General features: G+C 53.8%; 22 protein-coding genes, 2 tRNA genes and 1 pseudogene. 13 read left to right on the top strand and 12 right to left on the bottom strand.

Translation table 11 applies throughout. The features are described 5' to 3' along the window. Positions 1–13 precede the first annotated feature (13 nt). The 4 genes and pseudogenes from ACFIO0_RS09000 to ACFIO0_RS08985 form a co-directional block, all read left to right on the top strand. Positions 14–592, top strand: coding sequence for an HU family DNA-binding protein (locus ACFIO0_RS09000; RefSeq protein WP_390915007.1), 579 nt, complete (start codon positions 14–16; stop codon positions 590–592). 110 nt (positions 593–702) lie between these two features. Beyond that, complete coding sequence (locus ACFIO0_RS08995; protein ID WP_390915006.1) at positions 703–1,275, top strand: histidine phosphatase family protein; 573 nt, start codon at positions 703–705, stop codon at positions 1,273–1,275. Positions 1,276–1,317: 42 nt separating this feature from the next. After that, positions 1,318–1,393: transfer RNA gene (locus ACFIO0_RS08990), tRNA-Val, on the top strand. Between the two features lie 90 nt (positions 1,394–1,483). After that, positions 1,484–1,663: pseudogene (locus ACFIO0_RS08985) on the top strand (DUF6538 domain-containing protein); the annotation flags it as partial. Between the two features lie 1,327 nt (positions 1,664–2,990). Here the strand turns inward: ACFIO0_RS08985 and ACFIO0_RS08980 are convergent. The 6 genes from ACFIO0_RS08980 to ACFIO0_RS08955 all read right to left on the bottom strand — a co-directional run bounded on the left by ACFIO0_RS08980 (position 2,991) and on the right by ACFIO0_RS08955 (position 7,651). Next, positions 2,991–4,147, bottom strand: a protein-coding gene (locus ACFIO0_RS08980; RefSeq protein ID WP_390910992.1) for an IS3 family transposase whose coding sequence is annotated in 2 segments (ribosomal slippage) — positions 2,991–3,901 and positions 3,901–4,147 — 1,158 coding nt in all. Because the reading frame shifts where the segments join, the coding sequence is not laid out codon by codon here. A gap of 30 nt (positions 4,148–4,177) precedes the next feature. Further along, complete coding sequence (locus tag ACFIO0_RS08975; protein WP_390915005.1) at positions 4,178–4,417, bottom strand: hypothetical protein; 240 nt, start codon at positions 4,415–4,417, stop codon at positions 4,178–4,180. A 328-nt stretch (positions 4,418–4,745) separates the two neighbouring features. Beyond that, positions 4,746–5,159, bottom strand: coding sequence for an NAD-dependent epimerase/dehydratase family protein (locus ACFIO0_RS08970; protein WP_390915004.1), 414 nt, complete (start codon positions 5,157–5,159; stop codon positions 4,746–4,748). Beyond that, complete coding sequence (locus tag ACFIO0_RS08965; RefSeq protein WP_390915003.1) at positions 5,156–6,043, bottom strand: LysR substrate-binding domain-containing protein; 888 nt, start codon at positions 6,041–6,043, stop codon at positions 5,156–5,158. The genes ACFIO0_RS08970 and ACFIO0_RS08965 overlap by 4 nt, the downstream gene beginning before the upstream one ends. A gap of 557 nt (positions 6,044–6,600) precedes the next feature. Next, on the bottom strand, positions 6,601–7,035 hold the full coding sequence (locus ACFIO0_RS08960; protein WP_390915002.1) for a Rid family hydrolase: 435 nt from the start codon (positions 7,033–7,035) through the stop codon (positions 6,601–6,603). Between the two features lie 157 nt (positions 7,036–7,192). Then, positions 7,193–7,651 (bottom strand): hypothetical protein, encoded by a 459-nt coding sequence (locus tag ACFIO0_RS08955; RefSeq protein ID WP_390915001.1) that lies wholly within the window; start codon positions 7,649–7,651, stop codon positions 7,193–7,195. Positions 7,652–7,888: 237 nt separating this feature from the next. Here ACFIO0_RS08955 and ACFIO0_RS08950 point away from each other — a divergent pair, with 237 nt between their 5' ends. Beyond that, on the top strand, positions 7,889–8,908 hold the full coding sequence (locus ACFIO0_RS08950; protein ID WP_390911032.1) for an IS110 family transposase: 1,020 nt from the start codon (positions 7,889–7,891) through the stop codon (positions 8,906–8,908). Between the two features lie 480 nt (positions 8,909–9,388). On the opposite strand, the gene ACFIO0_RS08945 is transcribed toward ACFIO0_RS08950, so the two are convergent. Together ACFIO0_RS08945 and ACFIO0_RS08940 are read right to left on the bottom strand one after the other, a co-directional pair. Then, positions 9,389–9,949, bottom strand: a complete 561-nt coding sequence (locus tag ACFIO0_RS08945; protein WP_390915000.1) for a class I SAM-dependent methyltransferase — start codon at positions 9,947–9,949, stop codon at positions 9,389–9,391. 677 nt (positions 9,950–10,626) lie between these two features. Next, complete coding sequence (locus tag ACFIO0_RS08940; RefSeq protein ID WP_390914999.1) at positions 10,627–10,920, bottom strand: hypothetical protein; 294 nt, start codon at positions 10,918–10,920, stop codon at positions 10,627–10,629. Between the two features lie 352 nt (positions 10,921–11,272). Here ACFIO0_RS08940 and ACFIO0_RS08935 point away from each other — a divergent pair, with 352 nt between their 5' ends. Together ACFIO0_RS08935 and ACFIO0_RS08930 are read left to right on the top strand one after the other, a co-directional pair. After that, entirely contained in the window at positions 11,273–11,971 is a 699-nt protein-coding gene (locus tag ACFIO0_RS08935; RefSeq protein ID WP_390914998.1) for a hypothetical protein, read from the top strand. A gap of 170 nt (positions 11,972–12,141) precedes the next feature. After that, a tRNA-Asp gene (locus ACFIO0_RS08930) sits at positions 12,142–12,218 on the top strand. 90 nt (positions 12,219–12,308) lie between these two features. Here the strand turns inward: ACFIO0_RS08930 and ACFIO0_RS08925 are convergent. Then, positions 12,309–13,052, bottom strand: coding sequence for a hypothetical protein (locus tag ACFIO0_RS08925; RefSeq protein WP_390914997.1), 744 nt, complete (start codon positions 13,050–13,052; stop codon positions 12,309–12,311). Positions 13,053–13,165: 113 nt separating this feature from the next. On the opposite strand from ACFIO0_RS08925, the gene ACFIO0_RS08920 reads away from it, so the two are divergent. Next, a complete protein-coding gene (locus tag ACFIO0_RS08920) occupies positions 13,166–14,038 on the top strand; it encodes a glycosyltransferase family 2 protein (protein WP_390914996.1) in 873 nt (290 codons plus the stop codon). Here ACFIO0_RS08920 and ACFIO0_RS08915 read toward each other — a convergent pair. After that, on the bottom strand, positions 14,035–14,916 hold the full coding sequence (locus tag ACFIO0_RS08915) for an alpha/beta fold hydrolase (protein ID WP_390914995.1): 882 nt from the start codon (positions 14,914–14,916) through the stop codon (positions 14,035–14,037). The two genes, ACFIO0_RS08920 and ACFIO0_RS08915, sit on opposite strands and share 4 nt — an antisense overlap. A gap of 41 nt (positions 14,917–14,957) precedes the next feature. Further along, the gene (locus ACFIO0_RS08910; protein ID WP_390914994.1) at positions 14,958–16,328 is read right to left on the bottom strand and encodes a M20/M25/M40 family metallo-hydrolase; all 1,371 of its coding nucleotides are present in this window, start codon (positions 16,326–16,328) and stop codon (positions 14,958–14,960) included. Between the two features lie 235 nt (positions 16,329–16,563). On the opposite strand from ACFIO0_RS08910, the gene hemA reads away from it, so the two are divergent. From hemA to ACFIO0_RS08885, 5 genes are all read left to right on the top strand, one after another. Next, entirely contained in the window at positions 16,564–17,787 is a 1,224-nt protein-coding gene (gene hemA / locus ACFIO0_RS08905) for a 5-aminolevulinate synthase (protein WP_390914993.1), read from the top strand. Positions 17,788–17,897: 110 nt separating this feature from the next. Beyond that, entirely contained in the window at positions 17,898–19,127 is a 1,230-nt protein-coding gene (locus ACFIO0_RS08900) for a RodZ domain-containing protein (RefSeq protein WP_390914992.1), read from the top strand. A gap of 105 nt (positions 19,128–19,232) precedes the next feature. After that, positions 19,233–20,375 carry a flavodoxin-dependent (E)-4-hydroxy-3-methylbut-2-enyl-diphosphate synthase gene (ispG, locus tag ACFIO0_RS08895; protein WP_390914991.1) on the top strand — a complete coding sequence of 381 codons (1,143 nt, stop codon included), beginning with the start codon at positions 19,233–19,235 and terminating at the stop codon, positions 20,373–20,375. A gap of 44 nt (positions 20,376–20,419) precedes the next feature. After that, entirely contained in the window at positions 20,420–21,574 is a 1,155-nt protein-coding gene (locus ACFIO0_RS08890) for a DNA (cytosine-5-)-methyltransferase (RefSeq protein WP_390914990.1), read from the top strand. Continuing rightward, positions 21,571–22,110 carry a GIY-YIG nuclease family protein gene (locus ACFIO0_RS08885; RefSeq protein WP_390914989.1) on the top strand — a complete coding sequence of 180 codons (540 nt, stop codon included), beginning with the start codon at positions 21,571–21,573 and terminating at the stop codon, positions 22,108–22,110. Before ACFIO0_RS08890 ends, ACFIO0_RS08885 begins: the two co-directional genes overlap by 4 nt. Here ACFIO0_RS08885 and ACFIO0_RS08880 read toward each other — a convergent pair. After that, the gene (locus tag ACFIO0_RS08880) at positions 22,107–22,853 is read right to left on the bottom strand and encodes a DsbA family protein (protein WP_390914988.1); all 747 of its coding nucleotides are present in this window, start codon (positions 22,851–22,853) and stop codon (positions 22,107–22,109) included. The two genes, ACFIO0_RS08885 and ACFIO0_RS08880, sit on opposite strands and share 4 nt — an antisense overlap. Between the last annotated feature and the right edge of the window lie 4 nt (positions 22,854–22,857).

The raw sequence follows: 22,857 nt of genomic DNA, 5'->3' as shown, positions 1-22,857 counted from the left end.
TACAGCGTCGACCGTGTGTAATTTAAACGCCAAGGTCAAGCCTGCGCTGGATATTTGCTTCAGAGTTGAATATACTGTTTCCAATCGAGAAACAGCGGGCGTTCGAAGTGCTCGCGTGACCCACGAGGCAAAGATGAGCACCACAAAACCAAAGACAACGGCCAAGAAAACAACAGCGACCAAAGCAACCGCTAAGAAATCGACTACGGCCAAAGCTCCTACCGCTGCAACACAACCAGCAGCGGTCAGCCCATCACCGACCGCAGCGACTCCTGTCGTGGTAGGCGCGCCTGAGCCAGTGATCAGCGGTCCGATGATGCGTAAAAAAGAGCTCATTGATTTGGTTGTCGAGCGCTCTGGCATCAAAAAGAAAGACGCCAAACCTGTCGTGGAAGCAACGCTTGCTGTCTTGGGTGAAGCGATCGGCGACAGTCGCGAGTTGAATTTGCAGCCAATGGGCAAACTAAAAGTGCGTCGCGTTAAACAAATGCCGAATGGCCGCGTTATGGTGACAAAAATTCGTCAATCGATGCCGTCTGACGCGAATGCCGAGGCCAGCGGAACCAACACTTTGCCGAGCGCCGCTGAATAGCTTCGGGTAAAATTTCACACCAACTTCAAAACCGTCTTCTTGCATAGAGGGCGGTTTTTGCTCTAGCTGAGACAGAACCGCCGATTTCTCGGCCAATGGATCAGAGCTAGATGACATTTCCCGAACTCTATATTTTGCGCCACGGCGAAACCGAATGGAACGCCGAAGGGCGGATGCAAGGTGCCTTGAATTCTCCGTTAACGCAGGCGGGCAAACAACAAGCACGTCGGCAGGCTGAAATATTGCAGGCAATTGATTTAAATGGGTTTCAATCCTTCTCCAGTCCGCAGGGACGCGCGTTTGAAACGGCCGCGATCGCGTTGACGGGGACCGCGGCTTTTGTGCGAACCGAAGATCGTCTGCGCGAAATTGAAGTTGGCGAATGGTCAGGTAAAGTTCGCAGTACTTTGGCGGCTCCGGGTGAATTCGCAGACACGCCGGACGGTGCGCTTGAACTTTATGAACGCGCACCGGGGGGCGAAGGGTTTGCCGCACTCGAAGCCCGCTGCAAGTCGTTTTTGGCAGATTTGGACGGACCAGCCGTGTTGGTAACGCACGGCATTACATCACGAATGTTGCGCGCAACGGTGCTGGGTTTGGGGATTCCGGGACTGGCAGAAATGCCGGGCGGGCAGGGTGTAGTTTATCATCTGAAAGATGGCATACAAAAACGTTTAACTTGAGGGTTGCGCCGCCCCAGAGGTTTGTCTAAACACCGCGTTATCGGGTCGTTAGCTCAGTTGGTAGAGCGCTTCGTTTACACCGAAGATGTCGGGAGTTCGAGCCTCTCACGACCCACCACCTTATCCCATTGATAATAAAGATAGTCCTTGCAAACAGGGGCGGTAGGTCGTTTCAAGGTTACAACTTTGGTTACAAACGAGCTGCGACATGGTTGGAAAAGTTAGACACCTAATCAATCGATCTGGGCGCTATCATGCGCGTTTGGTTGTGCCGAAAGACCTACGTGGAATCATCGGCAAGTCGGAATTGCGTTCGCCGTTAGGTGGTGACTACCGCCAAGCGCTCAAAATGCTACCTAGCGCAGTTGCACAGCTTCAAATCCAAATTCGTGAAGCCGAACGCAAATCGGGGCATGTTTCTGAGCTGCCGCGTTATCCAATGGCACCTGATCAAATGGCACATGCTCATTACACGCGGCGCTTGGCGTTTGATGATGAACTACGAAACGACCCACGCTACGCGATGATTGGGATCGATGATGTTCTAGTGTTGCGATTAAGGAACGCTATTGCTGGTCGTGCTGATAACGACGAACTAGAGGCGCTTGTCGGGTTTGAGTTGGAACGCTTTCGCGAGGCAGGGAACTTTGATTGCCAAAAAGGCAGTGATGAATGGCGTATGATTGCTCGTGCGTTGTGCAGTGCTGAATTAGAAGCCTTGGCGCGGGCCGCAGAGCGTGACGAAGGCGATTATTCCGGCCAGCCTACCACGCCAATGCTTGTGAAGGCAGAGCCGCTAAAAGAGCCTGAAAAAGCTTTGAGTGTCAAACGGCTTTGGAGCGAATACGTCGCAACCCGCAAACAGGCCGGATTTATGCAGGATGGTGGTAAGCGTCAGGCCGTTGCAGTCCAGAGCCTTCGCAAGTTTTTGAAACATGACGATGCACGTAAGATCACCAAGAAAAACGTGCTGGATTGGCGCGATGAATTGATGAAAACACTAGCGGCAAAAACCGTGAGTGACGTTTACCTGTCTGCAGTCCGGACCTTGTTTTCTTGGGCCGTGGACAATGATCAATTACCAGAAAACCCTGCGTTGTCAGTCAAGCAACCAAAGCCCCGCAAAGTGTATAGTCGTGAACGTGGCTATACAGACGCGGAAGCTGTGAAGGTTTTGAAGGCGTCCCGATCCTATGAACCAAACGAAGATGTAAACGGATACGTTCGCGAAAAGCCGGAATTGGTTTCTGCTAAGCGCTGGGTTCCGATCATTTGCGCGTTCACTGGTGCGCGGGTTTCGGAGATTACACAGCTACGAAAAGAAGACATTCGGCAAGTTGACGGTGCTTGGGTCGTTAGGATCACACCAGAGGCAGGCAGCGTTAAGGCTGGCGGCTATCGTGATGTGCCATTGCATCCACAAATCATTGCGGAGGGTTTTGCAGATTTTTTGAAGGGTGCAAGGCAGGGACCGTTGTTTCACAATGGCATGACACCAGACAGCTACGTCCGTAAATCGAAGCAAATTTCAAACCAGCTTGCTGATTGGTTGCGGATTGCAGAATTGAGGCCAGAGGGGTTGGCACCGAACCACGCTTGGCGGCATCGCCTTAAAACACAGTGTATCGAACTCGGTATCTCTGATCGTGTGATGGATGCAATCCAAGGCCACGCAGGGCGAACCGCAGGTGACCTGCCCCCCGAGGCTCCCTCATTCATAACGAGAGTTTGCGGGTTTGGATTTCATATTCTTCATCGTCAGTTTGGGCAAGCGCGTCGTGCGCGGAGCCCTCAAGTTGCTCAAGCGCCCGGCGCGCTTCAGTGGGCGTTTTGTTCCCGAGAGACGAGTGCGGTCTGACCTGATTGTAGTCGTATCGCCAAAGCGCCAGTTTTCTGCGGGCGTCATCTAAAGTGTCGAAGATCTCCTCATTCAGCAGCTCGTCTCGCAGGCTGCCATTAAAGCTTTCGATGAAGCCATTCTGCTGCGGTTTGCCCGGATCGATGTAATGCCAATCCACGTCGCTATCGCCAGCCCACTTCAGGATCGCGCGACTGGTAAACTCCGTCCCGTTGTCACTGACAATACAAGCAGGCTTTCCGTAGACGCGCACCAGTGCGTCCAATTCACGGGCAACCCGAGCGCCAGAGATGCTGGTATCGGCCATCAGGCACAGGTTCTCACGGCAGCAGTCGTCATTCACTGCCAGCATGCGGAACTTGCGAGACGCACCAAACGTGTCCGACACAAAATCCAACGACCAACGCTCGCCCGGGCGCAAAGCCACGGGCATAGGTGTCCGCGATCCACGCGCACGTTTACGGCCTCTGCGCCGCCTGACACCCAGCTTTTCCTCGGTGTAGAGACGATACAGCTTCTTGTGGTTCATAATCATGCCTTTGCGTTCCAACAGCACGCCAATCCGGCGATAGCCGAACCGACGCCGTTTGCTGGCAATCGCCTTCATCTCTTCGCGAACTTCTGGATTATCCGGCGGCTTGTCGCGCCGTACGGTCTTGGGATCGACACCGACCAGCCTGCACGCACGACGTTGCGAGATATCATGATCCCGCATTGCCTTGCGTGCTACAGCCCGTCGCAAATTCGGTGTCGTCAGTTCTTTCCCAGCAAATCTTTCAACACAACATTGTCGAGCATCGTGTCCGCCAGAAGACGCTTCAGCTTGGCGTTCTCGTCCTCCAGCGATTTAAGGCGGTGGGTGTCAGAAACGTTCATGCCACCTTTGGCTTTGAACTTGTAGAACGACGCAGGGCTCAGGCCATGTCTCCGACACACCTCAGCCGTTGGCATTCCAGCTTCTTGCTCTTTGATCATCCCAATAATCTGGGCCTCAGTAAAACGACTCTGTCGCATTTGTTTGCTCCTTCGAAAGTTGAGCAAACTTTACATTAAAACGAGGGAAGTTTCGGGGGGCAGGTCAGCTGCTGCCGCCAGTCTCTCAGCATTAACTGAGTTCTGACCGCCATTGGTTGCAATTGGGGTGGCTAGATTGTCTTGGACATAGTCTAGAAACGCAGCCCACGCTTCGCTTTCTTGTGCGAGGTAGCGTTGCATACCCTTTTTTGAAGGAAACACTACGTCTTCTAGCTGCTCATAATGCAGTTTGTATTCGTTACCGGCCATATATTTTCTCTTCAAAATGTCTCGGCGAAACTGCCATATTGGTCTCTGAAGCACAACTGAGTGATCGCTTGTTGGTGTTGTCAAAAAAATATCTGAGGTAGAAGTTGGGTAAAATAGTTGCCCTAACGTCATTCGGTCATTGCATAGGCAGTTACACAGTTACAATTCATCTCGTAAGTCATTGATTTATATGATTCGTCATAGAATTCGAGCCTCTCACGACCCACCATAGCATTGAAAAAATATGCTCTAAATCAAACGCTTAAGTGTTTTGCGATTTAGAGAGATCATCAAAAACTCTCTTTGTTTACTGGTTGTATCAAAGGTTTTAGAATTGGGTACAATGCGGATGGTGTAAGCCGTTCCTGCCGGGTGCGAGGCCGATTGCCGAACCACCCCCATAAATAGCGGCCGTACTTGTCAGCACGAAACGACCTGTACCTGCGATCTCAACGGCGCGTAGAACGCTTGCAGTCCCATCAATATTAATCGATTTGAACGTATCGTCGGATTGCAGCCCAACATGTGGCGCATGCAACCCTGCACAATGGAAAACACAGTCAACGCCTTCAAACAATCTGCTCAGCTGGTTTGTGTCGCGCACGTCCGCTAGAAAAACCCCATCACGCCGGATGGCATCAATGCCAGCCACGTCAATGTTTCTTTTGCGCGCTTCAGTACAAATGACGCGCCCGATCCGGCCAGCCGCACCTGTTACAGCAATCGAACGCAGAGCTTTCATGAGCGCGCCTGCGCAAGTTCTTTCAACAACCAGTTGCGGAAGGCTTCTACTTGGGGGGACCTGAGTGCCCGTTCTGGCTCGACGAACCAATACGCAATTCCAGTTCGAAAACGTCCCGGTAGTGGCGCCACAAGGCGTTTCGCCACCAACGCATCCTGAGCAAGCGTTTCCCATGCAAGAAACACCCCCTGACCGGCAATCGCCGCATCGAGACATAGCGACGCGTCCGAATACATTGGTCCATCGCCAAGCTGGCTTGCCTGCATATCATTCGGGCCCAGCCATACGTCCCAGCCGAACATCGATGTTGACTCTTGAATGATCGGAACTTTTGTTAAATCTGAAGGGACCACAATGGCGTCTGCCAGCGACGGGGCGCAAACAGGAAACACCCGTTGGTCGAACAGTTTTTCCGTGTGAACATTTGGCCAGTCGCCCCACCCGACACGAATGCAAGCGTCCACAGCGTTTGCGCGTGGGTCAATCACGTCGACTGAGGCATCAATCCGCACCCGGATGGACGGATGTTCTGCCGAAAAACGGCTCAAGCGCCAAACAAGCCACTTTCCAGCGAACACCGGTGCGACTGAAATTGTGATTGCATCCGTTGCGTTGGGCCGTATTGCGTTAATGCCTTTCTCGATCTCGCGAAACCCGTCGTTCAGATGCTCTGCAAGCTGACGTCCAATGGCGGTCGGAACGAGACCTTTTGGCAGACGTTCGAACAACTGCCGGTCCAGTTGAGCTTCGGCCTTTATTATCTGCTGACTTACAGCCCCTGGCGTGACACCTAGTTCATCGGCCGCAATACGCAAACTACCAAGACGCGCGACAGCTTCGACCGAACGCAGCATGCCAAGATGGATTCCATTCAGTTCTCTCATATAGCTATGCTATACTACTATCTGCAATTTATCGATTCTTCAGTTAGAAAAATTCTGATTTACTGAAGTTATGCTATATAAAATTTACATACTCGTTTGCAAATTTGTTGGCAGCCATGCGCAGGCCAAGCTGTCAAAGTGCACAGAAGACAACGCGCGATGGAGACGCGACCCACTGTCCCACCCCTGCATTCGCCGGATGAGTATGAGAGAGATCGCAGACCTTCCCATCGACCCCCACTCCATTGCCCGCGAATAGTTGCTTGTGCTTGCCACGCGGCGCAATGCCCTTGGGGTCGTCCTGATAGCCGCACAATGCCAAGGCACGTTTATCCTGTCCACCGCTGTATCTGGGACAATCGCGCCCATCCACCCTTGAGCCGCGCTTCTTGCTGCAACCAAGATCATGTCAGGCCCTGGCGTCACGGCAAGCGCTAAACTGGCGGCGCTGAAAAGCATAATTGTTTGAATTTCCAACATCTAATAGTCTGGATATAAGATATATGGCGACCATCGCGTGATCGGCGGCTCAACACAAGAGCGGGTTGATTTCGTTCCTATTGATGCTTTTCCTGAGCCGTGTCAGGCAGAATGAAACGATCAATTGGAATTTCTGCAATTCCGGTGATCTCTACAAGCAGCCTTTGGTCATACAACGACGAAACTTCCAGAGTTGTTGTCACAGGATACGGCGCTTCGAAAAAGCGCATCCGCATCTCGCTGCATCGCATGAAAGCCTGAATATCTGTTGTGAATTGTTGAAGCGATACGATGTCACTCATCCGTCCCCCCATTGCACCAAGGATGTCGGAAATGTTCTGGAGAACTTGTGCGACTTGAGCCGCCATATCACCCTCACCGACAATCTTTCCGTCCCTTTCGAGCGCGACCTGTCCCTTAAGGTAAATAGTCTGTCCGTCACCGGAGATTACAGATTGGGAGAAGGCCCCAAAAGGGCTCCAGACATTTGGGGGATCAAAGCTCTTTGCCATGTGGCGCACCTTTCAGCCGCATGGCGGCAGTCCGTCGAATAGGGGGAAGCTACCTCAAAATGGCTATTCGGCAAAGCCGACGTTCGTGCGCCCCGCAGCATTGCTTAAAGAGGGCTTTCGCGGCATTTGCTCGAATGTCGGCTTATGAAAGCAGCGTTCAAATGTGTTGATAGACGACCGATACCTCACAACCCATTGCCGTTTCAATTTTGCTTACCGTATCATCCGACATTTTCCCTATGTTCGGATTCATAGCGCTCAACGCAAAACACCCGAAAGCCTGATGAAACTCATAAATTAGCTCATCAAGCGAAGCGAATTTCGAACAACACGGCAGTTCATATTCATCTAGTTGAAACCCTGTTTTTTCGTCATAGTCTGAAGACATAGTCTCGCCCCACCACTCAAAGCCGACATCAGCCTCGCAGTGAGGACATGCGATCGTTTCAAGATTCGCACCACAGTCGAAAAATTGGACACTCTCATTCTGACCAATTTCGATTTCATCAGCATCGGGCATCGCTTCTCTAAGGAGGTCGAAAGCAGCATTAGCTTCGCCCGGCGAAGGAATATGTTTTGGTAGTTTAGGGACGAGTAACATCCAATTGTCAGACATAGTTGAGACACCAGCATTCTTTTCTTCGCTTCAGATAGCAGACATTCACGCATTGTGCAGCATCGGTCAATCTGGGCTCAGACCTGCCGTTAGCGGCATTGCAATGATCCCGTTGATCGATCTCGCCCGGACCTGCATGGGCGGCCCGAAAGCGGATGAGGTGGGTGGCTCCTGCTTCACCGGCATCGAATGTGCCAAAGTGCAGTTGTCATCGACTGCTAGGAAAGGAGCCACCTCATGACAGTTAAAACAATCGGCCTGGATTTGGCCAAGGATGTTTTCCAAGTTCACGGTATTTCCGAGAACGGACGCGTGATTTTCAACAAGGCGATCAAGCGTGCAAAGCTCTTGGCGTTCTTTGAGACTTTGCCGCCTTGCACGATCGGGATGCAGGCCTGCGGATCCTCACACCATTGGGGCCGTACGTTGCGCAAGCTCGGTCATGACGTCAGGCTTATGCCAGCAAACTATGTGAAGCCTTATGTCAAACGCGGAAAGACAGATGCGGTAGACACGGAGGCAATTTGCGAAGCCGTCAGGCGTCCGACAATGCGCTTTGTCGAGATCAAGACCGAGGATCAACAGGCTGTCTTGTCGATCCATCGCACCCGTGATTTGGCAGTCCGACAACGCACCCAGATGGCCAATATGATCCGCAGTTTGTTGCGCGAGTTCGGGCACATTCTGCCAATTGGCGTCGAGGCGGTCACTGCGTTCGCAAAGCGCCATCTCGATGGTGATCACCCGGATATGCCAGACATCGCAAATGGAATGCTTGGGATGCAGTGTTATCAGTTCATTGGCTTGAACGAACGCATTGCGGGGTATTCAAAGATGATCGAGCAGCATGCTTTGCTGAGCACAGATGCACGGAGATTAATGCGCATGCCCGGCATTGGTCCAATTACAGCATCTGCGATCATTGCGACGATCGGTGATGCAAAGCCATTTAGAACCGGGCGTGACTTTGCGGCTTGGCTCGGTCTCACACCGCTCAACAAATCGAGCGGCGGAAAAGAACGTTTACGCAAGATCACGAAGAAGGGTGATCGTTACATTCGCAAATTGCTGGTCGTTGGCATGACGTCTCGCGCCGTGATGGCAAAACGTTCACCGGAGAAAGTAGACCTTTGGACCGCAAAGATCATCGCTGGCAAGCCAATCAGGCTGGCGACAAAAGCCATGGCCAACAAAGCTGCTCGGATCATCTGGGCCATGCTGACGAAGAAACAGGAATATCGGCAGCCAGCGTTCTAACCACGCCAACTGCCAAGAGATGCAAGACGTTGAAGTGATGATGCGGAATTAAGTCAACCAAGAGTAAGGACACTCCGGGAATGGCAGCGGCCCTCTGAGGTCGATAAGCCGATCGGAACCTCGCTCGCGGAATTCATCCACTGCCCGGCAGTCGCTGCTTGCAGCGATGAGAGGGAGGGCCAGTGGAGGCAATGCCAAAACATAAACAGGCCGGACAGACGACAGTACTGACAAAAATGACCGCAAATATCGACAGAAAACGCTTGCAATGCAGGAGCCACCCACAGATGCCATTCGTTGTAGCGCTCGGTGCTGCGGTGCAGCTTCCCCGAAAGCCGACATTGGCGATGATACGCAGCAATTTGACAGCGCCGATGGCGGCTGTGCGGGACAAAGCTGCCGTTCGCTGCGACTGCGCCAATGGCGGCTTGGAGTAAATCGTTCAACAAACGGGCGTTTGTGGCGGGGGTAGAGGCAGTGTTAGCTCCCTATTTTTTTGACGACTATCTGCCCGTCCGTGACTTTCTCTAGGAGTATATTGCTTGAATGTTGCGCTAGAAAATCGTGAACCGCTCGAACAACGCCATCGCCCCACCAGAATTTCGCGTCCATTTTATAGTCGTCGATGAGCATGATCCCGCCACGCTTCAATTTCTGAAACGACACTTTTAGGTCGAGTAATGCGGGCTCATACAAATGGTCCCCATCCACGAAAATAAAGTCGAATGCGCCGTCAGGTTGGTTAGGAAGAACCTCGGCAGATGTGGAGCGGTAAATTTCCACGCGACCAGCATCAATTTCAGGTCTCAATTGAGTGCGTATATCGTTGTATATCGCTTCCATGTCGTTTCCGCGCTCTGAATGATACCACGCTGATCGATGTGCAGGGTCATCTACGCTGACCCACGGGTCGATCAAAATCAGCCTTGCCGGATTGCAACGCCGCAAAAACTTTCGGGAAAATCCACCCTTAAATACGCCAATCTCGATGGCTTGTGAGTTCTGAGGCAACGTTTGTTCAAGGTAGCTTAGAATGTTCATGCGGTTTCTCGTAACATTATGGAGAACTTACTAGTCCTACATAACTGACTTCGACGTAAGGGACTACGCCCATATGACCGAGCTTTTCTTAGATGTCGCCAAGCCCACAGATTGGCCATTTAAGTCTTCAAGAAACGCTCATTTGTGAAACAGGCGCAAACCACATAACCTTTTTAAAATCAATCAGTTGCTGGATTTTTTTGCATCTAACTTGGAAGCAGACATTGGCCGCATTGCCGAAATTCGGTAAAGAGGACTCATTCTTGCCGTTCTCCGTTTGGCGGCATCATGGGGGGGCCTGACAAGGTTGCATCGACACAAACGGCCCTTTGTGGACCTTCGCGACAGTGTCGAGCGTTGCGATGCAGATTCAACAGACCGGCCATTCGCTGCAACCGCAATATCTGTGCCGCTATTGCGAACCGCTCTGACGGATAGCAGGGCTTTTCCTCCTCCATTGCGCATTACACTATGGCCCATCTCGAATCTGAACCCGGATTGGTAAAACTTTCCCGTCACCGTATTGCGGTACGACAGCACCACTGTGGATCACCGGAGGCAGTCTTGTCACCGTTTCCATGCCTGCGCTTAGCGAATGCCAAAGAAAGGTGAACAAGGTTTAAATCGATCCGCGCCATGTGGCCGAACGGTGCAATGACATGATTTTCGACTTCACCTTAATATCTCGTTTTTTCGCCTTCGTTTTTCATAGTGGTACGATGTTCAGCAAACCATAGCGGGGCAATGTTACCAATTTTGATCGCCCTATGCAGGGTTTCTCCCATTTCGGGAGGTGACGCTTTACCGATACGATCAATGCCGCTTTCCGCTTTTAGCCGAAGCCGATTTAGTTTGGTTTCAGCGGCTTTGATGCCAACAGCCGGAAATTTACCAAGACCGGGGTGGCGACGCTCCCCGCAGACACGCAGATCGCATTCCCAACGGCCACGACCGCCGTTATGAAATCGCAAGCCTTCCTCTGCGGTGACTTTCTGACCTCTATCCAATGCTGCTAACTGTGTCTGCTTCCACCCACTTTTTTCGTCATCACATCATTCGTCTTTTCGTTCAAAAACAACCCACCAGAGACCCACCGCAATCCACTGTGGAATGCAATTGCTGATGACTGGGATTGATGCGTGCTGACTTTTGTTGAATGTCATTGGCTTCATGTGTTGAGCCTCTCACGACCCACCATTCTTTCCCCGATGTCTTCAAAGACACACCACGGTTTGCAGTGCCGATGATTGCTGTACTTTAGGGTCGTTCGCGTTGCACTGTCTGCATGCGCAAATGATCTAATTCGGAAGAAAAACAGCAGTGATGCGGCAGTCTAATCCAAATCTCGACTTCATTTTTGTCCACGTCCCCAAAGCGGGCGGCGCATCGATCGTTGACGCCATTAAGAAAAAATATGGTGCCGACCTGTTGTTGGACTACAAGGACAAGATTGTTGATCCGAACGCATTGTATAATGCTGATTTTAAAGCGTTTCTTGATCTAGATCACGCACAGAATTTGCAAGGCAAGCGGGCTGTTGCAGGACATTTTTCGGTGTTGAAATATGGCCAGGTTCAAGCGGCCAATTGCGCATGTATTTTGCGTGATCCGCTAGAACGAATGATGTCCAACTACTTTTATTGGAAAGGCACAAAGCCCAATCCCGCCAACCGCTTTAACGCGCAGTTTCATATTGAAAAGCCAACAATCGAAGAGTTCGCGCATTTTGATTTGATCCAGAATTTCTACACCAACTGCATTTTTCGAAGCGTGGATATGGGGCAATTCGACTATATCGGTGACTTTGCGGATCTGGTGCCGCACTGGGATTTGGTTATGGCCCGCTTGGGTTTGCCGGCCGAGCGAATCCGGCGCAATGTCACCCAGGATATCTACAAAGACTACCACACAGAGAAATCTGCGATTGTGAGTAATGAAAAGCTGATGGGCCGGCTGCGCACTCTGGTGAAAGATGACCAGGTTTTCTATGAAAAATGGGTGATGTCTGTAGGTGACCGCTAAGATGCGATTGCGCCATGTGTCCGTAATTCCGCATGCGATTGTCCCATTGTATTTCGGGAACAGCGGCACATTTTGCTGCCTGACAGGGCGCAACGAAATAAACTTTGATTTTGTGCATTTGGCCGCTTGACGGGGAAGGGCACTGGCCATATTACACCCAAACGCAGCGGGCGGTTGTAGCTCAGCTGGTTAGAGTGCCGGCCTGTCACGCCGGAGGTCGCGGGTTCGAGCCCCGTCAACCGCGCCACTGCGTAAACAAAGGGTCGCCCATCAATTGATGAGCGACCCTTTTGCATTTCACCGCGATTTTGTTCAAAAAATGGGCCGGAAAACCAGGTTAGTAAGAATAGCCAAGCTGCGCTTCGAGATCGAGATCGAGGTGGGCTTTCATGTGCGCGATGTCAGTTGCGCTTAGGGCGTCGGGCGTTTCAGGACGTTTGTCTATCGCAGCTTTAAAGTTTGACCCCAAGCGTTTGATAACGGGGCGGAATTCATCTGTGCTCAGCTCAAGACCAAGGCTCGTGCGCAAATGCAACAGCGTGTCTTCGGGGGCGGCTGTCGCGCCTTCCATGCGCAGCAGAACACAGGCGCAGTCACGGTTCAGCATGCTGATCAGGCTGCGCAATTTAGCCGTGCGCAACGCAAAGATGTTTTCGAACCGTTTGCCGGTGACGGGATCACGATCATACTGCAACGGTTGGCCCAAAGTGCGACGGTCCAAGTCGTCAAAATAGCGCGGGCGATCAATAACCGTGTCCCAATCCGCGCGGATGAAATCCTCAAAATCCAGCTTTTGCATGGCAGGCGTCGTGTGCCACGGCTTGGCATGCATCGAGCGCACCCAACTGTCGGCGCTGCGCACCACACAAACCACCGCCAGATCGACCGGCACCGCGCGCATGTGCATGAACGCGTGCTTCCAGCCCAACGCTTCGGTTGGTTTCAGCGCCGTATTGCGCCCCAACAGCCGTTTGACAAAGTTGGTCCCGGACGATCGTTCGCCCAAAACGTGAAACCGTGCGATGTCGTGCACCACGGGGCGTGCATGAAAGCCTGACGCTGCGAATGAATTTGGCAACATGTCGGGCTCCTGTCGAACGCATGCGTAAATTAACGATTCTCTTGTAGCAGGGGAACGGCTAGGGTGCGAGACAAAGCGCAGGCAAGCGCAAGGGCGAGCAGGTAGGTTACGATATGCAGACAGTAGCAGCGGTCACGATGGTGCGCGATGATGCGTTTTTTCTAAAGGCGTGGTTGCGTCATTACGGCGAAATGTTCGGGCGCGAAAATTGCTATATCGTCAATCACGGGCGCGGGGACGAGGTCGCCAAGCTGGCCGAGGGCTGCAACATCATCGGTATTCCCGGTGATCCGCACAAGAATTTTGACGTTAAACGCTGGGGCTTGCTGAACAACATCACGGGCGGTTTGCGGCGTTACTATCGTCATGTGATTGTCGGTGATGTGGACGAACTGGTTGTGGTCGATCCCGATGCAGGTGGTAACCTGTTGGATTTCCTGCAGAATGCGCCAGAGGGCCGCGTTTATACCCCCGTAGGCCTAGAGGTGATCCACCGTATCGACGTCGAAGACCAGGTGATCGATGATGCGATCCTTGGCCCGCGTCGCCACGTGCGTCCAGCGCCGCATTACTCGAAACCCTGCATTATTTCGGCCCCGGTGAAAATCGCGCGCGGCGGACATTTCACCCAATACGCCAAGTTGCACACACCGGATCAGCTGTATCTGATGCACCTGAAATTCTGCGACTTCGGGGCCTACGTGGGCGTCATGGATCACCGCAATCAAGTGACCGAAGAAGTGAACGCCAGCGTCAAAGAAGCCTCAATCGGGCGGCATTGGTTTGCCGAGGCGCGCGGCGAAGATCGCGATGTGTTCGAGGAATTTGCCAAACTCGAAATGCAGGACGGTTTTGATATGAAACCGCTACGACGCAAAATGCAGCGGTCTTTTACCGCCCGCGGCGACACTGGGTTTTACCAGTTTGATCGACCGGATCATGGCACGCAATATGTGCTGCCGGAGCGGTTCAACGGGGTGATCTAGGGCGCGCGCTCTTGCGTCAGTAGAAATTCTGACAGGTGCCGCGCCGTGTCCATCGGATGCTGATCGACGAAAAAATGTCCGCCCGAAATGCCTGCGCTTTGCATGTGTGACAATCGTTCTGCCCACGTGGCAGGCACGTCATAGCGTTGCGCCATGACCCCGTCGGCTCCGTATAAAATCAACGCAGGGCAGGTGATCTTGCGCCCCAAATCTTGGGCATCCAATGCGAAGTCTATATCGATTGCCGCGCGATAATCGTTGCACATGCCGCGGATGTTTTCCGGTTTGTTCCAACTTTGACGATAGGACGCCAGTGCATCTGGATCAAAATCCTCAAGCGCCGCGCTGCCCCAACCTAGCAGGCAGCTTTGATAGTACGCATCAGGGTCGTGACCGATCATCGTTTCAGGAAACGGGGCGGGCTGAGCTAGGAAAAACCAGTGATAATAATCACGCGCAACCTGCTGGGTTAGATCGCTGAGCAATGTGTGCGTTGGAATGATGTCCATTAAGGTCAATGACTTAACTGTCTCTGGTGCGTCCAGTGCCAACCGGTGCGCCGTACGTGCGCCGCGATCATGACCAACCAAATGAAATGTTTCAAACCCGAGATGGGCCATCAACGCACTTTGATCAGCAGCCATTTCATGAAAACTGTAGGCCGACATTTCGGACGGGGCCGAGCTGTCGCCGTAGCCACGCAAATCTGCGGCGATCACGGTGAAATTCTGCGCTAAAACCGGGGCCACCGCATGCCACATGGCGCGGGTTTGCGGAAAACCGTGCAGCAGCAGTAAGGCGGGTCCAGACCCGCCTTTGGAATATGCAATCTGCTGCCCATTCACGCCTGCAACGCCGTGCTCGAACCCTTTGATCATGCGCAATCCCTTTGTTTTGTAAGGTGGGTTTTAACCCACCTTCAGGTCAGTGCGTCCAGAATGCGCGCCCATGACCGGATGCCGTGGTGAAAGCTTTCCATGTCGTATTTTTCATTGGGCGAATGCAGTGCATCGTCGTCTTTGCCAAACCCGATCAGCATCGGCGTGGTCCCCAAAATGTTCTGGAAATGCCCGGCAATCGGGATCGAGCCGCCACAGCCGACATAGGCCGCTTGTACCCCCCATTCCGTGGTTAACGCCGCGCGGGCTTTTTCGAAGGCGGGGTCGATCGTTTCCGTGACCGACGCGCGCCCCGAGGAATGGCCGTGGAAGGTCACGGTGCAATCTTCTGGCAGCATGTCTGTGACATAGGCGCGGAAATTTTCGCGGATGGCGTCGGGGTCCTGATCTCCGACCAGACGGAAACTGATCTTGGCGTGGGCTTCTGAGGGCAAGACGGTTTTGAAACCGTCGCCCGTGTAGCCGCCCCAAATTCCGTTCACTTCGCAGGTCGGGCGCGACCAGATCATTTCCAGTGGCGTGCGATCCTGTTCACCGGCAGGTTTCGACAGGCCCACGTCACCCAAGAATGACGCGTGATCAAAGGCAAGGCCCTGCCACTGCGCCTCAAGCTCATCTGACAAATCCTGAACGCCGTCGTAAAAATTCGGCACCGTGATGCGCCCTTGGTCGTCGTGCAGGGCGGCGATGACGTTGCCCATTACCCGGATCGGGTTCATCGAAATACCGCCGTACATGCCTGAATGCAGGTCCAATGTCGGCCCTTGGATCGTGAATTCTTCGCCCAGCAGCCCGCGCAGCATTGTCACAATCGCGGGCGTTTTTGATTCAAAAAGCCCGGTGTCGCAGATCAGCGCGAGGTCCGATTTCAGCTCTTCTGCGTTTTCAAGCATGAAGGGCACAAGGCTGGGTGACCCGGATTCTTCCTCGCCTTCAAAGAAAAATGTGATGCGGCAGGGCAGGGTGCCATGCACGTCTTTCCACGCACGACAGGCCTCTACAAAGGTCATCAACTGGCCCTTGTCATCTGCCGATCCGCGGCCACGAATGACCTGACCTTTGGCGGTGTCTTCGATCTGTGGATCAAACGGATCGTTGTCCCACAAATCCAATGGATCAACCGGCTGCACGTCGTAATGCCCGTAAAACAGCAAATGCGGGCCGGCCCCTTCGACATGCCCGATGACCATTGGATGCCCCGGTGTTTCTCGTTTTTCTGCAGCAACGCCAAGGGTTTGCAGGTCATTCACCAACCAGTCCGCAGCCGATTGGCAGTGCTCGGCAAAGGCCGGATCGGTGGAAATCGATGGAATGCGCAACAAATCCAGCAAACGGTCCGTGGCTTGGGGAAGGTCGGCGTCGATCTTGGCTAGGACAGCGTCAAGGCTCATAAGTGGGGCTCCGATATGTTCAATTTGCGCATAGGTTACGCCCGTGCCTGCCACTGTCCAGTGCCAAAGCCATTTCGCGCGGCCGGATGTTACCGATACACGTTAAAAGTGTTGCCAAGTGCGACAAGGTGCGCACATAATTGTGCATTGATCGACTCGCATCGCGCCTATAATCGTTCTAAATTAAGAACGCAGGCGCAACGAATTAAACGTCTGACGAATTTGGAGATACCGCGTGGACTATACCGCAAAGCTAGATGAAGCGATTGGCCGTTTGCACGAAGAAGGCCGCTACCGGACCTTTATCGACATCGAACGCCAAAACGGACAATTCCCACATGCGGTCTGGACGCGGCCTGATGGCGAAACCCAAGACATCACAGTTTGGTGCGGCAACGACTATCTGGGCATGGGCCAACACCCCGTAGTGCTGGACGCAATGCACGAAGCACTGGACGCCACCGGTGCCGGATCGGGCGGCACGCGCAATATCTCTGGCACCACGGTCTATCACAAACGCCTAGAGGCCGAACTGTCTGATCTGCACGGCAAAGAGGCGGCATTGTTGTTCACATCCGCCTACATTGCCAATGACGCGACGCTAAGCACACTGCCCAAACTATTCCCTGGCCTGATCATCTATTCTGACGCGTTGAACCACGCCTCCATGATCGAAGGCGTGCGCCGCAACGGCGGTGCCAAACGCATTTTCCGCCACAACGACGTGGAACACTTGCGCGCATTGATGGCGGCAGATGATCCTGCCGCACCTAAGCTGATTGCGTTCGAATCGATCTATTCGATGGACGGCGATATCTCGCCGATCGAGGCGATTTGTGATGCGGCGGATGACTTTGGAGCGCTGACCTACATCGACGAAGTCCACGCCGTCGGCATGTACGGCCCACGCGGGGCAGGTGTTGCGGAACGCGACGGCCTGATGCACCGCCTCGACATCATCAACGGTACGCTGGCCAAGGCCTACGGGGTCATGGGCGGCTACATCGCAGCCTCTGAAAAGATGTGCGATGCAATCCGGTCCTACGCGCCGGGCTTTATTTTCACGACGTCCTTGCCACCCGCAGTGGCGGCGGGTGCTGCGGCATCGGTTCGGCATCTGAAAACCGCGCAGCATTTGCGCGACGAGCAACAAACACAGGCGAAAATCCTGAAACTGCGCCTCAAGGGGCTTGGTCTGCCGATCATCGATCACGGCACGCACATCGTTCCGGTGATGGTTGGCAACCCGGTTCACACCCAAATTCTCAGCGATAAGTTGCTTGAGGATCACGGTATTTACGTCCAGCCGATCAACTTTCCCACAGTGCCACGCGGGACAGAGCGTTTGCGGTTCACGCCGTCGCCGGTTCATGGATCTGGCGAATTGGATGCACTGGTGAAAGCAATGGACGATTTGTGGTCTCATTGTGCGCTGAATCGTGCCGAATTAACCGCTTAGCCCTACCTGTAGTGCAATTTGCATTGCGCTGTGCTAGCTATCGATTAAGAAAAGCATAACTCGAATCGTTTGGGACGGTTCGGTTAATAATCAAGAGCATGGGGCAGGGCATGATCGGGCGGAGATCCTCCAAGATCATAGAAGAGAAAATCGACCCGAAAGGGTTCGATGATTTCGAATTGCGCCTTGGCGACATGATGCGTGGCGAACGTGCGACCATGGGCAAAAGCCTGTTGGACGTGCAACGCGAATTGCGCATCAAAGCCAGCTATATTGCCGCTATTGAAAATTCCGATCCAGAAGCATTCGACACCCCCGGTTTTATCGCCGGTTACGTGCGGTCGTACGCGCGGTATCTGAATATGGATCCCGACCACGCCTTTGACGTGTTTTGTGCCGAAAGCGGGTTTTCCGTCGCGCACGGCATGTCGGCTGAAGCCTCGGTTGTTAAAAAACCATCGCGCGAAGAACGCCTGAGCCGTGGCTTGGGTGCGGATATCTTTGCGACCCCGAACACGCCGTTCGTGCCAACCGGTGATTCCATCTGGTCGCGTGTTGAACCTGGCGCGATCGGCTCGTCTTTGGTGCTGCTGGCCTTGATCAGCGCAATCGGGTTTGGCGGCTACAGCGTGTTGCAAGAAGTGCAGCGCGTGCAAGTTGCCCCTGTTGATCAAACGCCTGTTGTGATGGCTGATCTTGACCCGTTGGAAAGTGCCGCGCGCGTGTCCAGCGCGGACGTTAATTCTGATGCGCCACAGGTGATGAACGAACCCCGCGCCGATGCGCTGGATCGTTTGTATCGCCCGCAAGCATTGGACGTTCCGGTTTTGGTGCCGCGCGATGCACCCATCGCCAACATCGACCCCGGTGCATTTGGCAGCTTTACCGCGCCAACGATAGACACCAGCCCGACGCTCGCAGGTGTAACTCCAGACAGCACCGCGCCGGCAGGGATCATCCCGCAAGTTGTTGAGGGCCCCGTACCTGATCTGCAAATGGTCGCAGCCTATAAATCATGGGTCCGCGTGAAATCCGCAGACGGCAGCACCATCTTTGAGGCTGTCATGGAAAAAGGCGACACGTGGACGGTGCCTGCCACCGAAGAACCACCCGTCTTGCGCACCGGCGAAAGCGGCGCGATTTATTTTGCAATGGCTGACGGCTGCTACGGCCCTGTGGGCGGGCGCGGCAGTGTCACGTCGAATTTGCCGCTGCACCGCCAAGCGCTTGCCGAACTGTACGAGCCCGTCAAAATTCAGGACGACAGCGTTCTGATCCAGATGGTTGCCGACTTGTCAGAGCTTGATCCGCTCAAAGCGCTGCCTTGCGTCACCAACTGACAAATATCCTGAACTTCTGATGAAAAACTCTGCACTGCGTGGTTGCGAGCCTGCGGTGGGGTGTCTATTTTTGTTTACATCAGACTTGATCAAAGGTGGCCTGCCATGTCGTTAAATCACATCCGTCCGTGGCGTAATATTTACCGTCGCAAAAGCCGCCAGATCATGGTGGGCAAGGTGCCTGTTGGCGGCGACGCTCCGATCACGGTGCAGACGATGACCAACACGCTGACCACGGATGTCAAAGCGACGCTGGCACAAATCATTGCGGCTTATGACGCGGGTGCCGACATTGTGCGGGTTTCTGTTCCGGACGAAGCATCGGCCAAAGCTATGAAAGAAATCTGCGCCGAAAGCCCGGTGCCAATCGTTGCGGACATCCATTTTCACTACAAACGCGGGATCGAAGCCGCCGAGGCCGGTGCCGCCTGTTTGCGGATCAATCCGGGCAACATCGGTGACGAGCGACGGATCAAAGAAGTCATCAAAGCTGCGCGCGATCACAATTGTTCGATCCGCATTGGCGTGAATGCTGGCAGTTTGGAAAAGCACCTGCTCGATAAATACGGCGAACCCTGTCCTGATGCGATGGTCGAAAGTGGGATGGATCACATCAAAATCCTGCAAGACAATGATTTCCATGAATTTAAAATCAGCTGCAAAGCGTCTGATGTGTTCATGGCCGCCGCCGCCTACCAGCAATTGGCGGACGTCACCGACGCGCCCATTCACCTTGGCATCACTGAGGCAGGCGGGCTGACATCGGGAACAATCAAGTCCGCGATCGGCATGGGAAACCTGCTGTGGAACGGCATTGGCGACACGATCCGCGTGTCCTTGTCCGCCGATCCGGTGGAAGAGGTCAAAGTCGGTTACGAAATCCTCAAGTCGCTCGGGTTGCGCCATCGCGGCGTCAACATTATCAGCTGCCCCAGCTGCGCGCGCCAAGGGTTTGACGTGATCAAAACCGTCGAAATCCTTGAGGACCGACTGGCCCACATCAAGACGCCAATGTCGCTGTCGATCATCGGTTGCGTGGTGAATGGCCCGGGCGAGGCGCTGATGACTGACGTTGGGTTCACCGGCGGTGGGGCAGGGTCCGGCATGGTCTATTTAGCGGGCAAGCAAAGCCACAAACAAGACAACGCGTCGATGGTGGAACACATCGTCGAACAGGTCGAAACCCGCGCCGCCCAAATCGAAAAAGAAACCCAAGAGGCCGAGGCCGCTGAATTGGTGGCTGAGTAGATTTTCATTGTCGACAGCGCGGGGCTGCTTTCGTATCAAGAGATATGGTAGCGTCCCGTTCATCAACCCCAACATATGCCGAATTTTTCTGCGGCGGTGGCATGGTGCATGCCGCCTTGGGTCATGCGTGGGATTGTGTGCTGGCCAACGACAACGATCCGATGAAATGCGCAGTTTTCCGTGAAAATTGGGGGGGCGCGGGGCTGTTTGAACAAGACATCGCAAACCTGCCCGACGCCGCCTTACAACGCCCCATCGATCTGTTTTGGGCCTCGTCGCCTTGTCAAGATTTTTCATTGGCGGGCAAAGGGTTAGGCCTAGCAGGATCGCGCAGCGGCGTGTTTCAAACATGGGCGGACAAGGTGCGCATCGCGGTCGAAGCCGGCTTTGCGCCGCGGATAATTGCGTTCGAAAACGTATCGGGTCTGGTGACCCGAAATCGCGGTGCTGATTTCAAACATGTGGTCAAAACACTGGCGGCGATGGGCTATGTCGTCGGCGGGTTGGAAATTGATGCACGTCATTTTTTACCGCAAAGCCGCCCTCGGATTTTTGTAATTGCGGTGCGCAAGGATTTGGATGTTTCGCATCTGGTCAGCCGCACGCCAGACAGCGGGTTTCACACGACCAAACTGCGTCGTTTTGTCGATGAGACGCTAAAATCCGGCAAGCGTGATTGGGTTTGGTGGAAATTGCCGCCGGCCGGATCAAACCGCGCACCCTTGTCGATCTTAATTGACGAAAAACCCGACACCAAATGGCTGACCAAACCCGAGGTGAACCGCCTGCTGAAAATGATGTCACCGCCCAGTTTGGAACGTGTGGCAGAGGCTAAATCCAAAGGCGCACCGATGATCGGCACGCTTTACAAACGTGGCCGTCCCGATGGCAAAGGGGCTGTGCATCAACGCGCCGAGGTCCGGTTCGACGGGATTGCCGGTTGCCTGCGCACGCCTGCCGGTGGGTCGTCGCGCCAGACGCTGATGTTTGTCGATGGCGATCAGATCAAGGCGCGCCTGCTGTCCCGGCTTGAGGCGATCCGCCTGATGGGGTTGCCCGATGATTTTATCATGCCAGAGCGTTACAATCAGGTCTACAAAGTTGCCGGTGACGGGGTTGCCGTGCCGATTGTCGCGCATCTAGATCAGCATCTGTTTCAGGCGATTTTACTGGCGAAATCCAAACAGGCCGCCGCATGAGCGAGGCGCAAAATCACCGCTCCAAAGTATTGGGTGGATTGACCAACGAGATCGGCGTTTACGCCCTGTGCGATCTGGATCAGGTGCCGATTTACGTGGGGCAATCTGTGGACGGTATCCGCACGCGAGTGCGCCGTCATTTGACCTCCGCACGCTCGGATGTGATCGCAAACCGGCAAATCGACGTCTGGGAAATCGCCTATGTTTGGGCGTGGCCTGTGGCGTCAAAAGAGGACGTTGCACCACTAGAAGCGCATCTGTTTCAGCACTACGACGCGCAGCAATCCTTGATGAATGGCAAGGCGTTAGCGGGCACAGTTGATGCCGTTGACGTGCCGCAAAAAGAAGTGGTGCAAGTGATCGAGGAAAACGAGCGGCTTGCCCGTCTTACCCCGTCACAACGCCTGCCGCGCCAAATTCAGCAGTACAATCTGCTGGTGGACTACTTGTTGATCGTGAAGGATGCGGACCACCTGAAACGTTCGCTTCAGGCGCATTTCGAACGCTTGGTCCGCTATCACAACACGTTTCTTTAACTACGTTTGTCGCTCACAACCCGCATCATTTGATCGTAGGGCAAATAGCCGCGCAACAACTCGTCTTGCAGTACAAAAGTTGGCGTTCCGGTAATCCGCAATTTCTGCGCCAGCGCGCGGGTTTTGGCGATTTCGTCAGCCACATCCGGACCATTCATCGCCTCAGCGATTGCCACCATATCCAGACCAAAGGTGTTGGCCAATCGGGTTAACGTTGGCATGTTGATGTCCGCACTTAGCGTCATCATCGCGTCATTAACGTTCTTGTATGCCTCGTTGCCCGCAACCTGTTTCACAGCCACAGCAAAGCGCGATGCCATGACAGATTGTTCGCCCAAGATCGGGAATTCTTTGACAATCAGGCGGATGTTACCGTCTGTTTCCAGCATCTTAGCGACTTCGGTGTGGGCTTTGCGGCAATAGCCACAACGGTAATCCAGGAATTCGACCAGCGTGATGTCACCGTCTGGATTGCCGCCAACATAGGAATAACCGTCGTTAAAAAGGTCATCCGCGTTGTCGCTGACAAGGTTAATGTCCGCCTGCGCCTGTTGTTCGGCTTGGCGATCCTCGAGCAGGTTAACAGCCTCGATGATCACCTGAGGATTGTCCATCAGATAGGCGCGGACTTCATCGCGAAACAGTTGGCGTTCTTGCGCGGTCATTGACGCGATGTCCAACGCTGCTGCGGGCAGGGCGAGGGCACTGACCAAGCCGGCTGCGATCCATGTTTTAAGCTTCATTAAC

It is taken from the genome of Pseudosulfitobacter sp. SM2401 (assembly GCF_042932805.1).
In the GTDB taxonomy this organism is placed as follows: Bacteria; Pseudomonadota; Alphaproteobacteria; order Rhodobacterales; family Rhodobacteraceae; genus Ascidiaceihabitans.
Note: the sequence above shows the minus strand (reverse complement) of the source record. Positions and strands in the feature narration are given on the sequence as shown.